This is a genomic window from Saccharopolyspora dendranthemae (assembly GCF_007829955.1).
In the GTDB taxonomy this organism is placed as follows: domain Bacteria; phylum Actinomycetota; class Actinomycetes; order Mycobacteriales; family Pseudonocardiaceae; genus Saccharopolyspora; species Saccharopolyspora dendranthemae.
Genome location: NZ_VIWX01000004.1, coordinates 96699 through 119209, shown reverse-complemented (window position 1 = coordinate 119209; position 22511 = coordinate 96699). Strand labels below are relative to the sequence as shown.

Genomic DNA, 22511 nt, shown 5'->3' with positions numbered 1-22511 from the left:
TCCCCGTCGCCTGCGGTACTGGCTGTCAGAGCTTCAGCCTAAACTCGCGGCCGTGACGCATTCCGAGGACCGACGCCTGCTGTTGATCGATGGCCACTCGATGGCCTACCGCGCCTTCTACGCCCTGCCGAAGGAGAACTTCCAGACGGCGACGGGGCAGCACACCAACGCGGTGTACGGGTTCACCTCGATGCTGATCAACTTGCTGCGCGATGAGCAGCCCACCCACCTCGCGGTCGCCTTCGACGTGTCCCGCAAGACCTTCCGCAGCGAGACCTTCACCGAGTACAAGGCCAACCGCAGCGCCAGCCCCGACGAGTTCAAGGGTCAGGTCAGCCTCATCCAGGACATCCTGGGCGCGCTGAACATCCCGGTGCTGAGCAAGGACAACTACGAGGCCGACGACGTCATCGCCACGCTGACCACCCAGGCCACCGACGGCGAGTTCCAGGTCGCCATCTGCACCGGCGACCGCGACGCGCTGCAGCTGGTCACCGACGCCGTCACCGTCCTGTACCCGACCAAGGGCGTGTCCGAGCTGACCCGGTTCACGCCCGAGGCCGTGGAGGCCAAGTACGGCCTCACGCCCGAGCAGTACCCCGACTTCGCGGCGTTGCGCGGCGACCCGTCGGACAACCTGCCCAAGATCCCGGGGGTGGGGGAGAAGACCGTCACCAAGTGGATCCAGCAGTTCGGGTCCCTCGCCGGCCTCGTGGACCGGGTCGACGAGGTCAAGGGCAAGGCGGGCGACAACCTGCGCGAGCACCTGTCGTCGGTGCTGCTCAACCGCCAGCTCACCGAGCTGGTCCGCGACGTCGAGCTGGAGGCCGGGCCGGACGAGCTGGAGGTCCGCGCCTGGGACCGCGACGCGGTGCACCGGTTGTTCGACGACCTGGAGTTCCGGGTCCTGCGCGACCGCCTCTTCGCCACGCTCTCCAGCGCCGAACCCGAGGTCGAAGAGGGCTTCGAGATCACCGGCGGCGTCGTCCAGCCCGGTAAGCTGGCCGCCTGGCTCGGCGAGCACGCGCGCGGCGGCAACCGGGTCGGCCTCTCGTTCACCGGAACCTGGGCGCGCGGCCACGGCGACCTGACCGGTCTCGCGCTGGCCACCGCCGACGGAGCGGGCGCGTTCGTCGACGTCACCTCGCTGACCGGTGAGGACGAGCAGGCGCTGGCCTCCTGGCTGGCCGACGCCGAGCTGCCCAAGGCCGCCCACGACGTGAAGGGCCCGCTGCACGCCGTCCGCGACCGCGGCTGGACCCTCGCCGGGCTCACCAGCGACACCGCGCTGGCGGCCTACCTGGTGCGCCCCGGTCAGCGCTCCTTCGAGCTGCCCGACCTGGTCGTGCGCTACCTGCAGCGCGAGCTGCGCGCCGACAGCGGTTCCGACGACGGCCAGCTGTCGCTGCTGGAGGACGAGGCGGAGAGCAAGGAGAAGGCCGCCGCGGGCGAACTGCTGCGGGCTCGCGCCGTCGCCGAGCTCGCGGACGCGCTGGACACCGAGCTCGCCGGCATCGACAGCACGAAGCTGCTCACCGACCTCGAACTGCCGCTGCTGCTGGTGCTCGCGGAGCTCGAGGGCGCGGGCATCGCGGTGGACGCCGAGCAGCTCGCCGAGCTGGGCGAGCGCTTCGCGGCGCGGGTCAAGCAGGCCGCTCAGGAGGCCTACGCCGTCATCGGCAAGGAGATCAACCTCGGTTCGCCGAAGCAGCTGCAGGTGGTGCTGTTCGACGAGCTGAACATGCCGAAGACCAAGCGCACCAAGACCGGCTACACCACCGACGCCGAGGCGCTGCAGACGCTGTTCGAGAAGACCGAGCACCCGTTCCTGCAGCACATGCTGGAACACCGCGACGCCACCCGGCTCAAGACCACAGTGGAGGGTCTGGCGAAGTCCATCGCGGACGACGGCCGGATCCACACCACCTTCAACCAGACGATCGCGGCCACCGGCAGGCTGTCGTCGACCGAGCCGAACCTGCAGAACATCCCGATCCGCACCGAAGAGGGCCGCCGGATCCGCGAGGTGTTCGTCGTCGGCGGTGAGTACACCGAGCTGATGACCGCCGACTACAGCCAGATCGAGATGCGCATCATGGCGCACCTGTCCGGTGACGCGGGGCTCATCGAGGCGTTCAAGACCGGCGAGGACCTGCACAACTACGTGGCCTCGCAGGCATTCGACGTGCCGATCGGGGAGGTCGACCAGGAGCTGCGCCGCCGGGTCAAGGCGATGTCCTACGGCCTGGCCTACGGGTTGTCGGCCTACGGGCTGGCGCAGCAGCTGCGGATCTCCGCCGAGGACGCCAAGGCGCAGATGGACGCCTACTTCGCGCGCTTCGGCCGGGTCCGCGACTACCTGCGCGAGGTCGTCGACCAGGCCCGCAAGGACGGCTACACCTCCACCATCATGGGCCGCCGCCGCTACCTGCCCGACCTGCTCAGCGACAACCGCCAGCGCCGCGAGATGGCCGAGCGGATGGCGCTCAACGCCCCGATCCAGGGCAGCGCCGCCGACATCATCAAGGTCGCCATGCTCGGCGTGCACTCCGCGATGTCCTCCGAAGGGCTGCGTTCGCGGACCCTGCTGCAGGTGCACGACGAACTGATCATCGAGGTCGCCGACGGCGAGCGGGACGTGGTGGAGAAGCTGGTGCGCGAGCAGATGGGCTCGGCGTACCCGCTGGACGTGCCGCTGGAGGTCTCGGTGGGCTTCGGCCGGTCGTGGGATTCCGCCGCGCACTGATCGAAGGTGATTTCGACTCGATCACGGAACGTTCATTCCGGGGTTGACGCAGCGCTGCGGTGTTGTGCAATGGCGGACATCACCGCCGGTGGGGCCCGACAGCGGGTGCCGAACACCGGTGCGGATAACCTGCGCTACACGCTCCGGCCAGGTTCGGCTGCTGCGGCGTTGTGGCCGGCGGGGCGTCACCAGGGCGCGGTGCGCCCCGAACGCGAACCGCGCCGACCCCGAGGAGGAGCATGATCAGCATCGACCGAGTCGACCACCTGGTCCTCACCGTCGCCGATGTGGACACGGCGGTTGAGTTCTACCGGGACGTCCTCGGCATGGAGCCGGTGGAGTTCCCCGGTGATCGGCGCGCGGTGCGCTTCGGCGAGCAGACCATCAAGCTGCACGCGGCGTCCGAGCTGGTCGAACCGACCGCGACTCACCCGGTCCCGGGCTCGGCGAACCTGTGCTTCATCACCAGCCAGGCTCTCGCCGACGTGCAGGAGCACCTGCGCAACAACGAGGTCCGCATCGAGGAGGGCCCGGTCGGCCGCACCGGCTCCCAGGGCCCGATCACCTCGCTGTACCTGCGCGACCCCGACGGCAACCTCATCGAGATCGCCCGCTACGACGAGGAGTGACCCGCTCGCCGTCGTGCGCGAGAACGCCCCGGAGCTTCGCGGCTCCGGGGCGTTCGTCGTCTCCTACAGGGACAGTTCCGGCTTGAGCCTGCTCGGCGTCCAGACGCGCTGGCGCCAGGCCGCGATCGTGGTGAGCAGCAGGGACGCGACGAGGTAGCAGAGCAGCACTGCCACCGCCTGCGCGACCGAACCCTCCGCGCCGCCGTAGATGAGGTGCCGCAAGCCGGTCACCACGTAACCCAGCGGAAGGACCTGGTGCAGCGGGTGCAGCGGCTCGGGGATGGTCTGCCACGGGAACGTGCCGCCCGCGGTGACCAGCTGCAGGACCAGGATCACCAGCGCGATGAACTTGCCCTTCGGGCCGAACGCCGCGTTCAGCGAGTGCACCACGGCGGTGAAGGCGAGCGAGGTCAGGATCAGGAATCCGAGCGTCGACCAGGGGTGCGCCGGGTGCACGCCGATGGCGAACACGACGACGACGTGCAGCAGGACCGCCTGCACCAGGCCCACCAGCGCGGCGGGCAGCCAGCCTCCCAGCGCGACGCGCCACGGCGCGACGCCGGCGGCGAGCGCGCGGTTGGACATCGGCCGCATCAGCAGGAACAGCACGAACCCGCCGACCCACAGGGCCAGCCCCATGAAGTAGGGCGCCAGCCCGGCACCGTAGGTGTCGGCCTTGACCTGCGCCTGGGTGTCGACGGCGACCGGGTCGCCGATGGTGTCGGCGGTGGCCTGCCGGGTCTTGTCGTCCGGGTTCGGGATGTCGCCGGCACCCTTGCCGAGTTCGCTGGCCAGCGTGTTCGACCCGTCGGCGAGCTGGCCGGACCCGTCGTGGAGCTGCTGGGCACCGCCGACGAGCTGGTCCGCGCCGTCGGCGAGCCTGCTGGTGCCGGACAGCGCCTGCTGCTGGCCGTCGCGCAGTTGCACCGCGCCGTCGTCGACCTGCCCAGCGCCGCTGGTGAGCTGCTGGATGCCGTTGCTCAGCTGCGGCGTGGCGTTGGCCAGCGCGCGGTTGCCGTCGGCGACCTGGCGGGCGCCGTCGGACAGCATGTTGATCTGCCCGACCTGCGTCTGCAGCTTGTCGTTGGCATCGGTGGCCGGGCTGCCGAGCTCGTCCAACCCGTTGACGATCCGCTGCACGGTGGCCTCGTCGACGCCGGCCTGGCGCAGCTGCGCAGCGGTCTGCGCCTTGGTCTGCTCCAGGTTGTCGACGACGCTCTGGGCGGCGTTGCCGACGACGTCGGCCTTCTGCGCGAGCTGCTCGTTTCCCTGAGCGACCTTCTCGGCGCCGTCGGCCAGCTTCGCGGTCTGCTCGGGCAGCTGGGCGGTGGAGGACTGCAGCGTCTGCAGTCCGGTGTGCAGCCGGCCGGTTCCGTCGGCGAGCCGGTCGGCTCCCGAGGCCAGCTGCTGCTGTCCGGAGAGCAGCTGGTGCGCGCCGTCGGACAGCTGCGTGCCACCCTGCTCGGCTTGGCCGAGCCCGTCGCGCAGCCGTCCGGCGCCGTCGGCGAGCTGCCCCGCGCCGTTGGCGGCTTCGACGGTTTTGTCGTGCACCGTCGAGAAGCCCAGCAGGAACTGCTCGGCGGCGGTCGACCCGGCGTTGGCCGCCACGCCCTTGCGGACCTCACCGGCGAGCTTGTCGGCGATGGTGCCTACGAGGTAGTTGTTCGCGTCGTTGGTGACCAGCTGCAGCTTCGCCTGCCGCGGCTCGAAATCGGCGGGGGAGACCAGGGCGCCGGAGAAGTCCCGGGGCACCACGAGCGCGAAGGTGTAGTCGCCGTTGGCCACGCCCTCCTGGGCGTGCTGGAGGTCGGTGCGCGTCCAGGAGAACGTGCCGGAGTCCAGCAGTTCGTCGTAGACGTCCTCGCCGGCCCGGAGCGGCTGGCCGTCGTCCTTCTCGGCACCGGTGTCGTCGATGACGACCGCCGCGGGAACCGAGTCCAGCTTCCCGTAGGGGTCCCAGTTGGCGTAGATGTACATCGCGCCGTAGAGCAGCGGCACCAGGGTGACCGCGAGCAGCGCGAGCTTGGGCAGCTTGCCCGAGGTGAGTCGTCGCAATTCCGTTGCGGCGAGCCGGAAAGTAGTCATCACGGACCTTCAGGTATCAACCGGCCGAAGTGGACTTCTGGGTTTCGTCCGCGCCGATGCGGACGGCGGGTGCGCCGAGCTTGTCGGCGGAGTGCGTGGAGCACAGGACGACCACGGCCATGCCCGCCTCGGCGCGGGCGGTGGCTGCGGCGTACCAGTGCTGCGGGTCGTGACCGTGCCGGTCGGGGCAGTCCAGCACCAGCGCGCGGGCGGTGCGGGACTCGCAGGCGAGGTCGATCAGCAGTCGGGTGCGCTGGTGCGCGGTGAGGTTCTCGAAGCGCACGTCACCGGGCAGTTCGCGTTCGGCCAGCCAGTTGCGGACCCTGCGGCGGGTCGATCGGCGCCGGGCGAGCGAAAGCCCTTCGGCGACGACGTTGGTGACCTGCAGCGCGTCGTCAGGTTCGGTGATCTGCGGCGCGTCGACGACGGCGACGGCGCGCCGCAGCGCGTCGGCGCTCGCCGAGCCGTCGAGGCGGACGCTTCCGCTGCTGGGCTTAAGCCGCCCGGACAGGGCGAGCGCGAGCGCGGTCTTGCCCGTTCCGGCTTCGCCGGTGACCAGGAGGGTTTGCCCGTCGGTGACGCGCAGCGACGTCGGGGCCAGCAGCGGCCCGTGCGCGCCGACGACTTCGACGCCGGTGGCGACGATCTCCACGCCTTCTCCTCGATTCTCGGAGCCTGCCGCGCGGCCCCGGGACGGGGTCAGCGCAGTGCGGTTGCCGGGCGCATCTCCCACATCGTCCACAGTGGCCGGTATCCCTGCCGGGGCCAGAACACCGAGGAGAGCGGGTTGGGCGGGTTGTAGTACAGGAAGCTGCCTTCGGCTCCCCGACGCACGAACTCGTTGTGCGCCACCGCCATCAGCTGTTGGCCGACGCCGGTGCCGCGCGCCTTCTCGTGCACGGACACGCAGTTGACGTACGCCCACGAGCCGGGGCGCAGCCGGTAAGCCCGCGGGGGCTTGCCGGTGTCGACCCAGCCGCATTCCGCGACCGCGACGGGCGTGCCGTCCTGCTCCGCGAGCCAGACCGGATCGTCGGAGTGCAGACGCACTCGAGCGGCGGTCCGCTTCAGCTGCGCGGCATCGGAGCGGTACGTGGCGGTTCCGACGAGGGCGGCGTACTCGAGCTCGGCGAGCGTGAGCTCGACGACGGCGTCCAGGTCGGCCGGTCCGGCGCGACGCACTATTACGGTACCAGATAGTTCCGTATCTGCTACCGGGGTGGGAGATCGAACCGCGAGCACCGACAGCGGGAGGAAGCCGTGATCCAGCAACGCCCTCGTGGCCTGCACGTCCCGGCTCGGCCAGACCACCATCGCCGACGAGTTCGGCCCCGGGTCGTCCTGCTCGCCCAGCCACGCGCGCCACGCGTCCAGCAGCGAATCCATCCCGCCGCGCGGGTGCTCGCCGACGATCGGGAACAGCTCGAAGGCCTCGCCCGCCTGCCACAGACCGCGCGCCGAACCGTCCGCGTTCGTCGTGCGGGTCACCAACCCGGCCACCGCGTGCCCGTCGGCGGTGCGCGCCGCCACCGGCTCGGCGTCGGAAGGCACGAACTGGTCCTGCGGCAGCTGCGGATCGAGAGCGGCGAACCGCGCGAATTGGGCCTTCATCAAATCCTGCGCGGTCGCCACCCCGGGCTCCTCACCTCTGCGGCCCGCGCATCGGCAGCGCGGGCGTGGACCTTGATCGAACGACGAAGCCGCTCCTCTTCCGCCACGTGATCACCCGGCCGCGCCACCCGCGCGGCTGGAGGGGCCGAGCCGGGGACCAGTTCACTCGAGCGTGCAGACGAAGATCGCGGTGCCGGGGAACAGCCTCCCGCGGAGCGGGCTCCACTGACCCCAGATCTGAGTGTGCCCGCTCGGCCACTCCGGTTCGATCAGATCGGTCAACCGCATCCCGGCCTCCGACAGCTCCCGCACGAAGTCGCCCAGCGTGCGGTGGTGCTCGACGTAGGTCGCGCGGTCGTCGCCGTCGATCTCCAGGTAGGGGGTCCGGTCGAAGTAGGAGTTCGTGGCGGTCAGGCCGGTCGGTCCCGGATCGTCCGGGAAGACCCACCGCATCGGGTGCGTGACGGCGAACACCCACCTGCCTCCCGGTCGCACGACCCGGGCCACCTCGCGGAACGCCGCGCCCACGTCGGCCACGAACGGGATGCCGCCGAAGGCGGAGCAGGCCAGGTCGAAGCTGTCGGTGGCGAAGGGCAGCACATCAGCGCTGGCCTGGACCAGCGGAACCGGCGTGCCGCTGCGCCGGGAGGCGTCCCTCGCGTGGCGCAGCATCCCGGCGGAGATGTCCAGACCGACCGCCTCGGCGCCGTGCCCGACCAGCCAGCGCGCGCACGACGCCGCGCCGCAGCCGACCTCCAGGACCTTCTTGCCGCGCACGTCGCCGAGCAGTCGAGCGTGCTCCTCGCGCAGGCCCTCCGGGCACCACACGAAGTCGTCGTCGCCCAGGAAGCCGCCGTGCTCGGCCTGGTAGTCGTCGGCGTCGGCGTCCCACCACAGCCGGTTCGCCGAACGTGACTCGGTGGCATCCACGCCGCGCTTGCGCACACCGACCGTCCCCAGCCGCTGCTCCGCCGAGCTATTGTGGGAGCTGGCGTTTTCCGGCTCGTCGAGACGTGTCATGGATTCCCCCGGGATGGTCGTCGTGGTTCGGACGTGAAGAGATTGTGTCGTGCGTCCGAAGCCCGTCTGCCGTCCAGGGGTACCGCAGTTTGCCTGGCGATCGAGAAAGCGCGTACGATACCGCCCGCGCCGTGGGTCTTTTTCTCATCGGCTTCCGCGTCCCGGTTCGCGCCGGGTGGCGAAGGCCGGTCGGCAAAGCGGAATCCGCAGGTCCGGCTACTAGTCGGGCTTGACGGAACCGGCCACGACGCGGAACAAACGTAGAACCAACGACCAGCCTATCCGTACCGGAGCAACCCACCTGATGTCCACCGACACCACCACCGTCCCGACTGCAGCCGCCACCAAGCCGCAGGTCGCAGTGAACGACGTCGGGACGGAGGAGGACTTCCTCGCCGCCGTCGACCAGACCATCAAGTACTTCAACGATGGGGACATTGTTGAGGGCACCATCGTCAAGGTCGACCGTGACGAGGTGCTGCTTGACATCGGCTACAAGACCGAGGGCGTCATCCCGTCCCGGGAACTGTCGATCAAGCACGACGTCGACCCCGCCGAGGTCGTCACCGTTGGTGACTTCGTCGAGGCCCTTGTTCTCCAGAAGGAGGACAAGGAAGGCCGACTGATCCTCTCCAAGAAGCGCGCCCAGTACGAGCGTGCCTGGGGCACCATCGAGGAGCTCAAGGAGAAGGACGAGCCCGTCAAGGGCACGGTCATCGAGGTCGTCAAGGGCGGCCTCATCCTCGACATCGGCCTGCGCGGCTTCCTGCCGGCCTCCCTCGTCGAGATGCGCCGCGTCCGCGACCTGCAGCCCTACGTCGGCCGCGAGCTCGAAGCCAAGATCATCGAGCTGGACAAGAACCGCAACAACGTGGTCCTGTCCCGCCGCGCCTGGCTGGAGCAGACCCAGTCCGAGGTCCGCAGCGAGTTCCTCAACCAGCTGCAGAAGGGCCAGGTCCGCAAGGGCGTCGTGTCCTCCATCGTCAACTTCGGTGCGTTCGTCGACCTCGGTGGAGTCGACGGTCTGGTGCACGTCTCCGAGCTGTCCTGGAAGCACATCGACCACCCGTCCGAGGTCGTCGAGGTCGGCCAGGAGGTCACGGTCGAGGTCCTCGACGTCGACATGGACCGCGAGCGCGTCTCCCTGTCGCTCAAGGCGACCCAGGAAGACCCGTGGCGTCAGTTCGCCCGCACCCACGCGATCGGCCAGATCGTGCCGGGCAAGGTCACCAAGCTGGTGCCGTTCGGTGCGTTCGTCCGCGTCGACGAGGGCATCGAGGGCCTGGTCCACATCTCCGAGCTGGCCGAGCGCCACGTGGAGATCCCGGAGCAGGTCGTCCAGGTCGGCGACGAGGTGATGATCAAGGTCATCGACATCGACCTCGAGCGTCGCCGGATCTCCCTGTCGCTGAAGCAGGCCAACGAGGGCTTCAGCCCCGACTCGGAGTTCGACCCGACCCAGTACGGCATGGCTGCCGAGTACGACAACGAAGGCAACTACATCTACCCCGAGGGCTTCGACCCGGAGACCGCGGAGTGGCAGGAAGGCTTCGACACGCAGCGCGAGGAGTGGGAGCGCCAGTACGCCGAGGCGCACACCCGCTTCGAGAAGCACATCGCGCAGATCACCAAGGCTCGCCAGGCCGACGCCGAGGCCGCGGCTGCCGCGGCCGCCGGTGGCGGCGAGGAGCAGCCGGCTCCGACCGGTGGCGGCAACTACTCCTCGGCTTCCTCGTCGAACGAGGAGCAGCAGGACAGCGGCTCGCTCGCGAGCGACGCCCAGCTGGCCGCCCTCCGCGAGAAGCTCTCCGGTGGTGCGTGAGCACTGAAGCCTGAAGGCTGAGGCCTGAATCGGCCCCGCATCCCCCGTGGATGCGGGGCCGATTCGCGTCCAGGGGCGGTTCTGGTCCGAACCGCCCATGATCGATGTCCTCTTCGCCCCGGTCAATTCGGACCGGAACTGCCCCCTCACAGAGCGATGATCACCTGGCAGGATGTAGCGCATGTTGCGCGTGGGTTTGACCGGAGGCATCGGATCGGGCAAGTCGACGGTGGCTCGGCGGCTGGCCGAGCTGGGCGCGGTGGTGATCGACGCCGACCAGCTCTCGAGGGAAGCGGTCGAGCCCGGCAGCGCGGGGCTGGCCGAACTGATCGAGCGGTTCGGCGAGGACGTCCTGGACTCCTCGGGCGCCCTGGACAGGCCCGCGCTGGCGGCCAAGGCGTTCGCCGACGAGCAGTCCCGGCTCGACCTGAACGCGATCGTGCACCCCAGGGTCGCCGAGCTCACCGCGCGCCGGATGGCCGAGGCTCCCGCTGATTCCGTGCTGGTGCACGACATCCCGTTGCTGGTGGAGGCGGGATACGCCCCCAACTACCACCTGGTGCTCATCGTCGACGCCGCCGAGGACGTCCGGGTGCAGCGGCTGGTCGGCCGCGGGCTCGCCGAGCAGGACGCACGCGCGCGCATCGCCGCGCAGGCCACCGAGGAGCAGCGCCGCGAGGTCGCCGACGTGTGGCTGGACAACGGTGGCGAGGTCGAGGACCTCCTCGCGCGAGTCGACGAGCTGTGGAAGGAACGCCTGGTGCCGTTCGAGCGGAACCTGAGGCTGCACCAGCGCAACGCGCAGAAGCCACCGACCCTCGTCGACCCGGATCCGGAGTGGGCGGCTCAGGCCCGGCGGCTGATCGCCCGCGTGGAGCGGGCGGCGGGGCAGCGCGCGGTGCGCGTCGACCACGTCGGCTCGACCTCGGTGCCGATCCCCGCCAAGGACGTGATCGACCTCCAACTCACCGTCCGGACTCTCGCCGACGCCGACGCGCTGGCGGAACCGCTGGACGAGGCGGGCTTCCCGCTGCTGCAGGGCCTCGACAGCGACCCGGCGCACGATTTCGCCCCGGAACCCGAGCAGTGGTCCAAGCGGATCCACGCCGCAGCGGACCCCGGTCGATACGTGAACCTGCACATCCGAGTCGAAGGTACGGCGGCCTGGCGGGTGGCCTTGCTCTTCCCGGCGTGGCTGCGAGCCGACCCCCAGGCCCGCGAGGATTACCTCGCCACCAAACGTCAGGTCGCCGAAGCCCACGCCGACGACCCGGACCACCAGGGCTACGCCGAGGCGAAGGAGCCGTGGTTCATCGCCAACCTCCCCAGGGCCATGACCTGGGCGGACGCCACGCACTGGACCCCCTGACCCCGGCGGGAGCGGGGCGGTTCACCAGGGGTCGAAGATGCCTCGGTAGGCGAGCCACTGGTTGATCGACCGGTGAAGGCTGACCTCGTCGAGGGTGCGGTGGACCGTCTGGAACGCGTAGTCGGCCTCGCTCTGCCGGATGGTTCCGGTGGCCACCGCGGAGGCGAACTCGGCCGCCCTGGTGATGCGCGGGCGGCCCTCGTCCGGGATCTCCAGCCCGAGGAGCAGGTTGGTGGTGGCCCAGGACCGGGTGTCGTGGCTGATGGTGACCGCAGTGAGCGTGCTCGGGCTCGGACGGGAGTGCCGGTTGCGCGGCCGGAACTTCGTCAGTCGCAGGCCCAGGTCGGCCAGCAACCAGGTGATCTCCACGTCGTGCTCCGGGGCCTGTGGAGTCGGGCACTCCACGGCCAGCCCCCACCGCTCGACGTGGCAGGCCTCCAGCCGGTGCACGTGGCCGGACGGATATCTGCGCTGCGAGCTGAAGAGGTCGATGACTTCCATCAGTTTGGGGGAAATCGCAGCGCTCACAGAATCAGAGAGTAGCCGCGAAAACCGGCAACGTGATCATCAGTACCGGGTTTTAACATAACTTTTCTGCAATGGTCGACCGGCGCCGGCAAGCCCCGCTCATGATCACTCCGATGGCGGTAGCGAACGCGGCTCGGGTACGGGATCTTGGGTGGGTTGTCCGCCCCACGACAGCTCGATGTCGTTGTCGCGCAACCACTTCGGCAGGTCGTAGCCGCAGCGGGTGATGCCCTCGATGGCCGCGCACGACCGCCGCATCGCACGCTCGGCGGTCGTCGGGTCGAGCAGTCCGGACTGAACCGCGAGCACGAATTCATCCACGTCGAGCAGTTCCAGTCCCCGGCCCTGGCGCACTTCCAGATCCAGGTAGTGGTCGACGGTCCGCCACTCGCCGTCACCCGATTCGACGTCCACGAGATCGAGGTAGAGATCGATGTCGCGTTCGTGGCCGGGCCGCCAGTACCAGCGCGTCACCCGCAGTCCGAGCGCGGGCAGCAGCCACGATTCCAGGGCGGCGAGCCTCGGGTGGCCCGGCAGCGGCCTGGCCAGGTACAGCCCGAAGGGCTCGCGGCGGAAGCGGCTCACGGTGCGCACGTGGCCCTTGGGGTCGGTGTTGGTGCCCGCCGCGAGGTCGAACACCTCGGTCTTCGGCGGATGCACGGGCAGTCCCAGACGCTCGGCGATCTCCCGCTGAGTGGTCACACGCACACTCTAGGCGTTCGCACGAGACGGGCGCGACGTTCGAATCCCGTCGCGCCCGCTCTCTCTCTGCCACTGTTCGCAGGTCACCTCCCATCGGTCGGGGCCGGTGACGTAAACCATTGTCCGCCCTCATCGCCGCGAAAGCACCCCGTGACGCAACATGATGTCGGTGGGTGCTCGTACGCTGGGGCCGTGGCTTTTGCGACTGAGCGAACCCCGGAAGACGACGACGCCGACTCCGTGCGGGCGCACTCCGAGTTCCGGCCGGTCGGCGACATCCCACGGTCCGACGGCCGGTTCCGCATGGTCAGCGATTACGAGCCCGCCGGTGACCAGCCCCAGGCGATCGAGGACCTGGAGCGGCGGATCAACTCCGGTGAGAAGGACGTGGTCCTGCTCGGTGCCACCGGTACCGGCAAGTCAGCCACCACCGCGTGGCTGGTGGAGCGGGTGCAGCGGCCGACGCTGGTGCTGGAGCCGAACAAGACCCTGGCCGCCCAGATGGCCAACGAGCTGCGCGGGTTCTTCCCGGACAACGCCGTGGAGTACTTCGTCAGCTACTACGACTACTACCAGCCCGAGGCCTACGTCCCGCAGACCGACACCTACATCGAGAAGGACTCCTCGATCAACGAGGACGTCGAGCGGCTGCGCCACTCCGCCACCTCGAACCTGCTCTCCCGCCGCGACTGCGTGGTGGTCTCGTCGGTCTCCTGCATCTACGGCCTGGGCACGCCGCAGTCGTACCTGGACCGCGCGATCCCGCTGGAGGTCGGCGGCGAGATCGATCGCGACGTCTTCCTGCGGGCGCTGGTCGACGTGCAGTACAGCCGCAACGACATCGCCTTCGCCCGCGGGACCTTCCGGGTGCGCGGCGACACCGTCGAGATCATCCCCGCCTACGAGGAGCTGGCCGTGCGGGTCGAGTTCTTCGGCGACGAGATCGACCGGCTGCACTACCTGCACCCGCTCACCGGCGAGATCGTCCGCGAGGTGAAGGACCTGCGGATCTTCCCCGCGACCCACTACGTCGCGGGCCCGGAGCGGATGGACAAGGCGATCCGCGCCATCGAGGGCGAGCTGGAAGAGCAGCTGGAACGCATGGAGAAGCAGAACAAGCTGTTGGAGGCCCAGCGGCTGCGGATGCGCACCCAGTACGACATCGAGATGATGCGCCAGGTCGGGTTCTGCTCGGGCATCGAGAACTACTCGCGGCACATCGACGGCCGTGAGGCGGGTTCGGCCCCGGCGACCTTGATCGACTACTTCCCGGACGACTTCCTGCTGGTCATCGACGAGTCGCACCAGACCGTCCCGCAGATCGGCGGCATGTTCGAGGGGGACGCGTCCCGGAAGCGGACGCTGGTCGAGCACGGCTTCCGCCTGCCCAGCGCGCTGGACAACCGGCCGCTGACCTTCGAGGAGTTCTCCGACCGCATCGGTCAGAGCGTCTACCTGTCGGCCACGCCCGGGCCGTACGAGATGGCTCAGGCGGGCGGCGAGTTCGTCGAGCAGGTCATCCGCCCGACGGGTCTGATCGACCCGGAGGTCGTCGTCAAGCCCACCGAGGGGCAGATCGACGACCTGGTGCACGAGATCCGCGAGCGCGCGGACCGCGACGAGCGCGTCCTGGTGACCACGCTGACCAAGAAGATGGCCGAGGACCTCACCGACTACCTGCTGGAGCTGGGGATCCGGGTGCGCTACCTGCACTCCGAGGTGGACACGCTGCGGCGCGTGGAGCTGCTGCGGCAGCTGCGGCTCGGCGAGTACGACGTGCTGATCGGCATCAACCTGCTGCGCGAGGGCCTGGACCTCCCGGAGGTCTCGCTGGTGTCCATCCTGGATGCCGACAAGGAGGGCTTCCTGCGCTCCGGAACCTCCTTGGTGCAGACCATCGGTCGTGCCGCGCGCAACGTGTCCGGTCAGGTGCACATGTACGCCGACCGCGTCACCGACTCGATGCAGCACGCGATCGACGAGACCAACCGGCGCCGCGCCAAGCAGACCGCCTACAACGAGGAGCGCGGTCTCGACCCGCAGCCGTTGCGCAAGAAGATCGCCGACATCCTCGACCGCGTCTACAGCGAGGCGGAGGACACCGAGGAGTCGGTGGCGGTGGGCGGCTCGGGCCGCAACACCTCGCGCGGCAAGAAGCCCTCCGGCGAGGCGGTGTCCAGTGCCGGCCTGCTGGAGGACCGCGACATCTCGGCGATGCCGCGCGCCGAGATGGCCGACCTGGTGCAGCAGCTCAACGACCAGATGATGAACGCCGCGCGGGAGTTGCAGTTCGAGCTGGCGGCCAGGTTGCGCGACGAGATCGCCGATCTGAAGAAGGAGATCCGGGGGATGGACGCCGCGGGCATCGAATGAACCGTGCGCGGAAGGTGATCAAGCTCTCGCTCTCCGCGCACGGGTCCTCTCCGCGTTGCCGAGAAGCGGAAGCGTCACCTCGATTACTGGCGAGTTATGGGCATGACCTCGCAGTATTCGCGTTCTGGTCCACAGTGGATTCGCCTTTGTGGAAACTGCTCGCGAGCGGGGTCGATTTGCTCACAGAATTCTCAGACTCCGTCCACCAGCAGCGATTACTTTCCGTTGTTCAGCTCACCGAGAAGGGGGTACCCCGCATTGGTGAGGTGAGGTAATTTCGCTCTCCTGCTGTGCTCACGTGGATGCTGCTGGACGCGCCAGGAAACGGAGTTTTCGAGATGGATCCCGGTCGGTCGCCAAGGACTCGTTCCCTCCGAGGTCCTTCGCCGATCCGGTCCGGGATCCGGCCTGCACGGCGTGAACTCAGCAGGACCCGGCAACCTGGCCTCCCCACAGCCGACGGCGTGCCACCCCCCACTCGCCGGTAGAGCGACGTTGTCGTCGCGCTCCGGGCACCCCCACTGCCCGGACCGGTACTGCGCACGTCTGAAGCCGGGGTCGCCTTTCACATCAGCGGAACGCACATGAGATGACGAACGCGGAAATCAACGCGTGCCGAAATACCGGTGCGACCGGGTTCGTCGGATCGAACGCGCCTGCGAAAACAACCCCCTCTTCGCGAACTGTCCCCCTCGCGAGTGCTTTTCCAGGAAGGACCTGTCGGAAATGGAGTCGACCGAAAGCGGTTCCCCGGACCCCGGCCCGGCGTCGGAGATGCTCGACTTCCTGCGCAGATACAGCAGGGAGCAACTCGACTCCCGTCGCGCGGACGAACGTCGAGGTTTTCACCTGTCCCTGATTCCCGACCTCGCTCACGCGGGCCTGCTCGGCCTTCAGATCCCCCAGCGCTATCACGGTCAGGAGCTCTCGCATTCCGACACCGTCAAAGTGTGGCGGCAGTCCGGTGCGATCGACTGCAACCTGCTGATCCTGCTCGCCGTGCACAACACGCTCGGGGTCCCGCCGATCCAGGACTTCGCCTCGGAGGACGTGCGCTCGGCGGTGCTGCCCGAACTCGCGCAAGGCCGCAGGCTGGTGACCAGCGCGATCAGCGAGCACGGCATGGGTTCGCACGTGCGGTCGATCTCCGCCGGCGCGACGAAGCGGCCGGACGGCTCCTACGTGCTCAACGGTGGCAAGCAGTGGATCTCGTTGGGCGCGGATGCCAGCTACGTCAACGTATTCGCGCGTCTGACCGATGAGAACGGGCAGGACGCCGGGATCACCGGCTTCCTGGTCGACGCCTCCTCGCCCGGTTTCGTGCGCGGGCCGGAGGTCATCACGCTCGGCCTCAAGGCCGTTCCGCAGAACAGCCTCAGCCTGGAGAACCTGCACGTCCCGGCCGAGCGCCTGCTCGGCGAGGAGGGCAAGGGCCTGCTCGCGGCCAAGACCGCGTTCACCCACGGCAGGCTCATGCTGGCCGCCGGCTCGGTCGGCGCCGCGATGCGGGCGCTGGAGCTGACGCAGCGCTTCGCCCGGCGTCGCGAGGTGGCCACCGGCAACCTCGCCGAGAACGGCCGCATCCAGCAGATCATCGCCGAATCCGTGGCTGCGATCCAAGCAGTGGAGACCTTGACCGAGCACATCGTCGATCGGCTGGACTCGGGCCGCGAGGTCCCGGAACCGTTCTACTTCGCGGCGAAGATCCTGGGCTGCGAGCTGATGTGGCAGGTGGTCGACCGCTGCGTGCAGCTGCTCGGCGCTCGCGGGTTCGTCGACACCAACGTGGTCGGGCAGTTCTTCCGGGACTACCGGCTGTTCCGGATCTTCGAAGGAACCACCGAGGCCATCACGGTCTACCTGGGTTCGATGATCCTCAAGCACCCGCAGCAGTTCTTCTCGGTCTTCGACGACTTCGACGTGGACCACACGCTCGGCGAGTACATCTCCCGGATCGACAAGCTGGCGACCACCACGACCACCACCGGCCGGCAACGCCACATCCTGGCCAACCAGATCGGTGAGCTGGCCTGCTGGGCGATCGTCGCGGTGCTCTCCGCCGACGGGCGCCACCGCTCCTCGATGTTCGCCCACACGGCGTCCTGGACCGAGCAGCAGCTGCTCGGCAAGCTGCAGGCCGCGGAGGACAGCAGGCCGTTCGTGGAACTCCCCACCGCGGACGAGCTCGCGCGCTACATCGGCGATTTCGAGGAGTCCATCGGCAACGTCGAGCAACGCAGGCCCGGCATCCAGCACGACCTGGACCTGCTCCTGCGGCGCGGCTGAGCGTCCGTTCCGCTACCCGCTCCGCTCGGCGTTGCGGGTAGCGGACCCCGGCAGAGCGCACGAGGGCGGGACCGCCGTGCCGGTCCCGCCCTCGTGCTCGCCTGTGGTGTTCAGCCGGCCTGCAGGTCGCGTTCGCGCCGGTGCACCAGCTCGACGCCCTCGCCGGCCAGCGCCTTGATGGCGTTGAGGCCGTCGCGGCCCCACGGGCGCACCTCGCTGTCGATGACGCAGACCGTTCCCAGCGCCATGCCGGTCCGGTCGATCAGCGGAGCACCCAGGTAGGAGCGGACGTTCATCTTGTCCACGACGTCGTTTCCCGCGAAGCGCGGGTAGTCGCAGACGTCCTCGAGGACCAGCGCCATCCGACGGGCGATGACGTGCGGGCAGTAGCCCGTCTCCATCGGGGCCGAACGCGGGTCGATGTCGGACTTCGGCTCCTCCATCCCCGAAGCCTTGGTGAACAGGCCACCCAGGTACTGGTGGGTGTCGCTGATGAAGTTGACCATCGCGTTGGGCACGCCGAGGGACTGCGCGACCCGCTGCGCGAAGGCGTCGAACTCCGGATCGGCGGCGTCGCCCAGACCGAGCTGACGCAGCCGCGCCGCGCGCTCGTGCGCGTGCGAGTCGACGGGACTGAGGTGCCGGTGTCCGGCAGCATCGAAAGTCGTCACGAGAGGCTCCGATTTCGGTGGGGGATTCGGGGGTTACAGGGCGCGGGCCACCATCACGTGCTCGATCAGCTGAACCAGCACCGAGGCCGCGGAACGGCGATCGCGCGCGTCGCAGAGCACGACCGGGATGTGGGGTTTGATGTCCAGTGCTTGCCGTACCTCCTCGGGTTGGTAGCGGAAGCCGTTCTCGAACTGGTTGACCGCCACGAGGAAGTCGATGCCGCGCCGTTCGAAGAACTCCACGGCGGCGAAGCAGTCCTCCAACCGGCGCGTGTCGGCGAGCACGACCGCGCCCAGGGCGCCGTCGACCAGGTCGTCCCACATGAACCAGAAGCGGTCCTGCCCTGGAGTGCCGAACAGGAACAGGACGATGTTCTGCGGGTTGAACGTGATTCGACCGAAGTCCATCGCCACGGTGGTCGTGGTCTTGTCTCCCACGCCGGTCAGGTCATCGTGTCCGACGCTGGCGACGGTGAGCGTCTCCTCCGTGGTCAGCGGCTCGATCTCGCTGACCGAATGGATGAACGTGGTCTTTCCGACTCCGAACCCACCCGCTATGAGGAACTTGAACGAGGTCGGGAATGGCTCAGAGCTGTTGGAGCCCATTCAGCAAAGCCTCCAGTTGATCGCGCTGCGGCACGTCGGCGGGTGCGTGGGTGGTGAGCGCTCCCCAGTCGATGAGGTCGGAGAGCAGCACTTTGGTGACTACGGCAGGTTGCCGCAGGTGAGCGGCCACCTCGGCGACGGAGGTGGCGTGCCGGCACAGGTTCAGCATCTTGGCGTGGACGGGTTCGATCCGGTCCGGCGAGAACCGCCCGGTGGAACGCACCAGCGACTGCAGGGACAGCGGCTCGCTGGGCTCCGTCCGTCCGTTGGTCAGCGAGTACGGGCGCAGCAGCGGGCCGGCTTCGTTGTCCAGCCAAGGTTTGTCCGTGGGGCCGGGCATGCTCACCTGCCCATCTCACCGGCGCTCCGCGCGGCGGTGGGCTGCCGCATGGGGGTAGCCAGGTGGTTCGGGACTCGCTTGACGAGCTGGGCGATCTCGTAGCCGAGCACGGCCGCGTCGGCTTCCGGGGTGGCCAGCACGACGAGGACGGCTCCGCTACCGGCGGCGGAGACGAACACCACCAGGTCGTTGAACTCGACCACGACCTGGCGGACACCGCCGCCGTTCATGCCGAACCGGCGACCGCCGTTGCGGGCCAGCGAGCACTGCGCGGCGGCCCACGCGGCGAGGGCGTCGGCCTCGTCGTTGTCCAGGCCTCTGTAGTACCGCTTGATTCCGTCCGTGGAGGCGAGCAGGGCACAGCGGGTGTGCGGGACTCGTCGGAGCAGGTCGGCGAGTAGCCAACTCAGGTCGGACGACGAGCCCGCTGCGTCATTGGCCATTGTGGAAAACGTCTCCTGACTCTTCTCACTGCGCGGGGCAGATCTTGTGCGGGGGAGGGGTGTGGCGGTGCGGGTCAGCCCTGGCCCGGTCTGTCGTCCGACGCGCCGCCTTCGACACCCGAGCGGAAGGACGCGTACAGGCTCGGGCTGGGCCCGCCCTGCGGCTTCTCCTCGGGCTCGGGTGCGGAGGACCCTTCCGCGAGCTGCGGAACCAGGTAGCTGCGGGTGCGGTCGCGCCTGGGGAGCGCGGGCCGTTCAGCGTTGTCGGCGTTGCTGGGGCCGGACGTCGTGATGGGCGGAGCCTCCGGCACAGCGCCGGAGTGACGGCCGTAGGGGTTCTGCGGCTGCCGGGTGGGGAGCTCCTCGCGGACCGCGGGCTGCGGTCCGGTCGCGTAGACCGGCTGCTGGCCGGTGTGGCGACCGTTGTTGAACGTCTGCGGGGCGGGGATCATCGACGTGGCCGAATTGTGGCCGTTGACCTGCGGTTCGAAGGTCGACAGCACGCTGCTGGAGCTCTGCGCGGCGGTGTCGTCCGGCTCGTCGTCGGTCTCGCCCAGCAGGTTGTTGGGGATGACCACGTGCGCGTCGGTGCCGCCGTACATGTTGTTCTCCAGCTCCACGCCGATGTGGTGGCGGTGAGCCAGCTGCGCCACCACGTAGAGGCCGATGCGGCCGTCGCGCAGCTGGGCGTCCCGGTCGACCTCGTCGGGGTTGTTGAGCAGCCCGTTGAGCGTGATCCGGTTGCGCTGGTCGATGCCCAGACCGCGGTCGCGGATGTCGATGGCCAGGCCTGCGGTGACGATCTGGCTGTTGATGCTGACCTGCGTGTCGGGCTCGGAGAAGGCGGTGGCGTTCTCCACCAGCTCGGCGATGAGGTGGATGACGTCGGCGACGGCGTGCCCGTGCAGCGTGCCGTCCACCGGCGGGATCACCTTGACGCGGGCGTAGTGCTCGACCTCGGCGACCGCGGAGCGCAGCACGGTGTACATCGCGACCGGCTTGCTCCACTGCCGCCGCGGCATCGAACCACCGAGCACCGCGAGCGATTCCGCCTGCCTGCGCACGCCGGTGACCAGGTGGTCCACCGCGAACAGGCCCTTGAGCAGGTCCGGGTCCTCGACCTGCTGCTCCAGCTCGTCGAGCCGCTGGATGGCTCGGTGGGCGAGGGACTGCACGCGCCGCGCGAGGTTGGCGAAGACCGCGACACCGGGATCGACGTTGGTCTGGGCCGGCTCGCTCTGCATGCGCACCAGCGCGAACTCGACGGCCATCTGGGCCTGCCGGAGTTCGTGGGCGAGCTGCTCGTAGGGGCTGCCGGTGACGGGCTCGCCGGTGGGCCACTTGGGCGCGGGCTGCTGGCCGGCCTGGATCTGCTCGACCAGGTGGGGGAGTTCGCGGGTGCCCTGGGCGACGGTGCCTCGCAGGGACTCGATCCACTGGTGGGAGTTGCGCAGCGACTCCTGCAGCCTGGCCTGGGCCTCGTTGCCGGCTTCGTGGATCCGGGCGTCGACCGTCTCGGCCAGCGCGTTCGTGCGCAGGTATCCGCCGACGACGACGGCGATGCTGGCGACGATGCCGACGGCCAGCACGGTGTAGCGCAGTTCAGGTGGCGGGACGAAGACCAGGGCGACCGCCGTGGCGATCCCGATCAGCGCCGTCACTGCCAGGGACACCACGACCAGCCGCTGGAGCTTCGCCCGAAGATCGTTGTGGGGAGGTGCTTCGGGGGCTCGGTCGGTTCGGATCGCGGGTAAGGGGCTTTCAGACATCAGCGTCCTTGGTACGGGGGTTTCGGTGACGGGCACCGCAGTGCCGAGAAGTCGGGGGCGTCACCGGGGACTACTGGTGCTCCACTAATGATCAAAAGTATCACTCGGCGTGATGATAGTGCGCTCGGCCGCTGAATTGGACCTTTCCGCCCAACGATGCCGCCATTGAGCGGATGGACGGCGTCCGCGGAGGTCGACGAGAAGGCCGCCCACCTCGGAAATCGAGGCGGACGGCCGATTCTCGTCGCTGTCATCAAATTTTCGTTGAAACTGGGAGGATTGGAGTGCAAGTACCCGATCGGGTCACATTTCGATGGAGGTTCTAGGCGAACGCGCTCAGGCCGGTGATCGACTTGCCGACGATGAGCGTGTTCATCTCGCGGGAGCCTTCGAAGGAGTAGACCGCTTCGGCGTCGGCGAAGAACTTCGCGACCTCGTGATCCAGAACGATTCCGTTGCCGCCGAACAACTCCCGTGCCCAGGACACGACCTCGCGCATCTTGGTGGTGGTGAACGCCTTGGCCAGGGCGGCCTGCTCGGCGCTCCCCGAACCCTGAGCCACCAGCTGGTTGAGCCGCACCACGACGCCGAACATGGCGGTGATGTTGCCCAGCATCTTGACCAGCAGGTCCTGGATCATCTGGAAGCCCCCGATCGGCTTCCCGAACTGCTCGCGGTGGACCGCGTACTCGCGGGCCAGCTCGTAGGCGCGCACCGCCACGCCCAGCGCCTGCCACGCCACGCCGCCGCGGGTCATGGCCAGCACCTTCGCGGTGTCGCGGAAGCTGTTGACCTGCTGCAGCCGGTTCGCTTCCGGAACGCGGACGTCGGTGAGGGCGATGTCGGCGTTCTGCACGGCCCGCAGCGCGATCTTGCCCTCGATCTTGCTGGTCGTGAAGCCGGGAGTGCCCTTCTCCACCACGAAGCCCTTGACGTTGCCGTCCGCCTCGTCCTTGGCCCACACGACGATCAGGTCGGCGAACGTGCCGTTGCCGATCCAGCGCTTGGCGCCGTTGAGCACCCACTCGTCGCCCTCCTTGCGGGCGGTGGTGCGCATGCCGCCGGCGACGTCGGAGCCGCCATCGGGTTCGGTCAGCGCGAACGCGCCGATCCGCTCCATCTCCACCATGTCCGGGATCCAGCGATCGCGCTGCTGCTGGTCACCGCCGTGGTAGATGCTGCCCATCGCCAATCCGGTGTGGACACCGGAGAACACGGCCATGGACGGGTCGATCCGGTTGAGCTCCAGGCTCAGGAACCCGGTGAACAGCGGGCTCCGCTGCCTGCCGTCCCCGTACTCGGTGAACTGGTAGCCCGCCAGCCGCAGCTTGGCGAACTTCTCGACGACCTCGAACGGGAACTCCGAGGTGTCCCACGCGTGGTTGGTCAGCGGCTTGACCTCGCGTTCCAGGTACTCGCGGATATCGGCGAGCTCGGCGCGCTCGGACTCGCCGAGCAGCTCGTAGAAGCCGAAGAAATCGGGGTTGGTGATCGCGGGCTTGGGCATCTTC

The 22511-nt window shown here is 68.9% G+C and carries 18 protein-coding genes; 6 read left to right on the top strand and 12 right to left on the bottom strand.

Annotated elements, in window-relative coordinates:
- The first annotated feature begins 100 nt into the window (after positions 1-100).
- Both polA and FHU35_RS19285 read left to right on the top strand, forming a co-directional pair.
- Positions 101-2746 (top strand): DNA polymerase I, encoded by a 2646-nt coding sequence (gene polA / locus FHU35_RS19290; protein WP_246110474.1) that lies wholly within the window; start codon positions 101-103, stop codon positions 2744-2746.
- A 239-nt stretch (positions 2747-2985) separates the two neighbouring features.
- Positions 2986-3375 carry a VOC family protein gene (locus tag FHU35_RS19285; protein WP_145741729.1) on the top strand — a complete coding sequence of 130 codons (390 nt, stop codon included), beginning with the start codon at positions 2986-2988 and terminating at the stop codon, positions 3373-3375.
- A gap of 63 nt (positions 3376-3438) precedes the next feature.
- On the opposite strand, the gene FHU35_RS19280 is transcribed toward FHU35_RS19285, so the two are convergent.
- The 4 genes from FHU35_RS19280 to FHU35_RS19265 form a co-directional block, all read right to left on the bottom strand.
- Positions 3439-5460 carry a YhgE/Pip domain-containing protein gene (locus FHU35_RS19280; RefSeq protein WP_145741727.1) on the bottom strand — a complete coding sequence of 674 codons (2022 nt, stop codon included), beginning with the start codon at positions 5458-5460 and terminating at the stop codon, positions 3439-3441.
- Between the two features lie 16 nt (positions 5461-5476).
- The gene (locus tag FHU35_RS19275; protein ID WP_145741725.1) at positions 5477-6112 is read right to left on the bottom strand and encodes an ATP-binding cassette domain-containing protein; all 636 of its coding nucleotides are present in this window, start codon (positions 6110-6112) and stop codon (positions 5477-5479) included.
- Between the two features lie 47 nt (positions 6113-6159).
- Positions 6160-7092 carry a GNAT family N-acetyltransferase gene (locus tag FHU35_RS19270; RefSeq protein ID WP_145741723.1) on the bottom strand — a complete coding sequence of 311 codons (933 nt, stop codon included), beginning with the start codon at positions 7090-7092 and terminating at the stop codon, positions 6160-6162.
- A 141-nt stretch (positions 7093-7233) separates the two neighbouring features.
- Positions 7234-8091 (bottom strand): class I SAM-dependent methyltransferase, encoded by an 858-nt coding sequence (locus tag FHU35_RS19265; RefSeq protein ID WP_145741721.1) that lies wholly within the window; start codon positions 8089-8091, stop codon positions 7234-7236.
- Positions 8092-8395: 304 nt separating this feature from the next.
- Here FHU35_RS19265 and rpsA point away from each other — a divergent pair, with 304 nt between their 5' ends.
- The gene (gene rpsA, locus FHU35_RS19260) at positions 8396-9913 is read left to right on the top strand and encodes a 30S ribosomal protein S1 (protein WP_145741719.1); all 1518 of its coding nucleotides are present in this window, start codon (positions 8396-8398) and stop codon (positions 9911-9913) included.
- 181 nt (positions 9914-10094) lie between these two features.
- Positions 10095-11282 (top strand): dephospho-CoA kinase, encoded by a 1188-nt coding sequence (gene coaE, locus FHU35_RS19255; RefSeq protein WP_145741717.1) that lies wholly within the window; start codon positions 10095-10097, stop codon positions 11280-11282.
- A 21-nt stretch (positions 11283-11303) separates the two neighbouring features.
- Here the strand turns inward: coaE and FHU35_RS19250 are convergent, their stop codons facing one another.
- Positions 11304-11783: a hypothetical protein gene (locus FHU35_RS19250; RefSeq protein ID WP_186459510.1), complete on the bottom strand. Its 480-nt coding sequence runs from the start codon at positions 11781-11783 to the stop codon at positions 11304-11306.
- Between the two features lie 132 nt (positions 11784-11915).
- Complete coding sequence (locus tag FHU35_RS19245; protein WP_145741715.1) at positions 11916-12512, bottom strand: ribonuclease FAU-1 family protein; 597 nt, start codon at positions 12510-12512, stop codon at positions 11916-11918.
- A 192-nt stretch (positions 12513-12704) separates the two neighbouring features.
- Between FHU35_RS19245 and uvrB the strand changes: the two genes are divergently transcribed.
- Both uvrB and FHU35_RS19235 read left to right on the top strand, forming a co-directional pair.
- On the top strand, positions 12705-14885 hold the full coding sequence (gene uvrB, locus FHU35_RS19240; RefSeq protein WP_281290249.1) for an excinuclease ABC subunit UvrB: 2181 nt from the start codon (positions 12705-12707) through the stop codon (positions 14883-14885).
- A 726-nt stretch (positions 14886-15611) separates the two neighbouring features.
- A complete protein-coding gene (locus FHU35_RS19235; protein ID WP_145741713.1) occupies positions 15612-17171 on the top strand; it encodes an acyl-CoA dehydrogenase family protein in 1560 nt (519 codons plus the stop codon).
- Between the two features lie 110 nt (positions 17172-17281).
- On the opposite strand, the gene FHU35_RS19230 is transcribed toward FHU35_RS19235, so the two are convergent.
- The 6 genes from FHU35_RS19230 to FHU35_RS19205 all read right to left on the bottom strand — a co-directional run bounded on the left by FHU35_RS19230 (position 17282) and on the right by FHU35_RS19205 (position 22507).
- Complete coding sequence (locus tag FHU35_RS19230; protein WP_145741712.1) at positions 17282-17842, bottom strand: GAF domain-containing protein; 561 nt, start codon at positions 17840-17842, stop codon at positions 17282-17284.
- 33 nt (positions 17843-17875) lie between these two features.
- Positions 17876-18448: a GTP-binding protein gene (locus FHU35_RS19225; RefSeq protein WP_145741710.1), complete on the bottom strand. Its 573-nt coding sequence runs from the start codon at positions 18446-18448 to the stop codon at positions 17876-17878.
- Positions 18429-18788 carry a DUF742 domain-containing protein gene (locus FHU35_RS19220; RefSeq protein ID WP_145741708.1) on the bottom strand — a complete coding sequence of 120 codons (360 nt, stop codon included), beginning with the start codon at positions 18786-18788 and terminating at the stop codon, positions 18429-18431. The genes FHU35_RS19225 and FHU35_RS19220 overlap by 20 nt, the downstream gene beginning before the upstream one ends.
- 2 nt (positions 18789-18790) lie before the next feature.
- Positions 18791-19231 carry a roadblock/LC7 domain-containing protein gene (locus FHU35_RS19215; RefSeq protein ID WP_132684740.1) on the bottom strand — a complete coding sequence of 147 codons (441 nt, stop codon included), beginning with the start codon at positions 19229-19231 and terminating at the stop codon, positions 18791-18793.
- A 74-nt stretch (positions 19232-19305) separates the two neighbouring features.
- Entirely contained in the window at positions 19306-21000 is a 1695-nt protein-coding gene (locus FHU35_RS19210) for a sensor histidine kinase (protein WP_145741706.1), read from the bottom strand.
- A 322-nt stretch (positions 21001-21322) separates the two neighbouring features.
- Positions 21323-22507 carry an acyl-CoA dehydrogenase family protein gene (locus tag FHU35_RS19205; protein WP_145741703.1) on the bottom strand — a complete coding sequence of 395 codons (1185 nt, stop codon included), beginning with the start codon at positions 22505-22507 and terminating at the stop codon, positions 21323-21325.
- Between the last annotated feature and the right edge of the window lie 4 nt (positions 22508-22511).

Excerpts from the sequence above, each read along its gene's own strand:
- FHU35_RS19215 (WP_132684740.1), bottom strand. The coding sequence starts at position 19,231 with ATGGCCAATGACGCAGCGGGCTCGTCGTCCGACCTGAGTTGGCTACTC.
- coaE (WP_145741717.1), top strand. The coding sequence starts at position 10,095 with ATGTTGCGCGTGGGTTTGACCGGAGGCATCGGATCGGGCAAGTCGACG.
- FHU35_RS19250 (WP_186459510.1), bottom strand. The coding sequence starts at position 11,783 with ATGGAAGTCATCGACCTCTTCAGCTCGCAGCGCAGATATCCGTCCGGC.
- FHU35_RS19225 (WP_145741710.1), bottom strand. The coding sequence starts at position 18,448 with ATGGGCTCCAACAGCTCTGAGCCATTCCCGACCTCGTTCAAGTTCCTC.
- FHU35_RS19210 (WP_145741706.1), bottom strand. The coding sequence starts at position 21,000 with ATGTCTGAAAGCCCCTTACCCGCGATCCGAACCGACCGAGCCCCCGAA.
- FHU35_RS19280 (WP_145741727.1), bottom strand. The coding sequence starts at position 5,460 with ATGACTACTTTCCGGCTCGCCGCAACGGAATTGCGACGACTCACCTCG.
- FHU35_RS19265 (WP_145741721.1), bottom strand. The coding sequence starts at position 8,091 with ATGACACGTCTCGACGAGCCGGAAAACGCCAGCTCCCACAATAGCTCG.
- polA (WP_246110474.1), top strand. The coding sequence starts at position 101 with ATGGCCTACCGCGCCTTCTACGCCCTGCCGAAGGAGAACTTCCAGACG.
- rpsA (WP_145741719.1), top strand. The coding sequence starts at position 8,396 with ATGTCCACCGACACCACCACCGTCCCGACTGCAGCCGCCACCAAGCCG.
- FHU35_RS19205 (WP_145741703.1), bottom strand. The coding sequence starts at position 22,507 with ATGCCCAAGCCCGCGATCACCAACCCCGATTTCTTCGGCTTCTACGAG.
- FHU35_RS19235 (WP_145741713.1), top strand. The coding sequence starts at position 15,612 with ATGGAGTCGACCGAAAGCGGTTCCCCGGACCCCGGCCCGGCGTCGGAG.
- FHU35_RS19220 (WP_145741708.1), bottom strand. The coding sequence starts at position 18,788 with ATGCCCGGCCCCACGGACAAACCTTGGCTGGACAACGAAGCCGGCCCG.
- FHU35_RS19285 (WP_145741729.1), top strand. The coding sequence starts at position 2,986 with ATGATCAGCATCGACCGAGTCGACCACCTGGTCCTCACCGTCGCCGAT.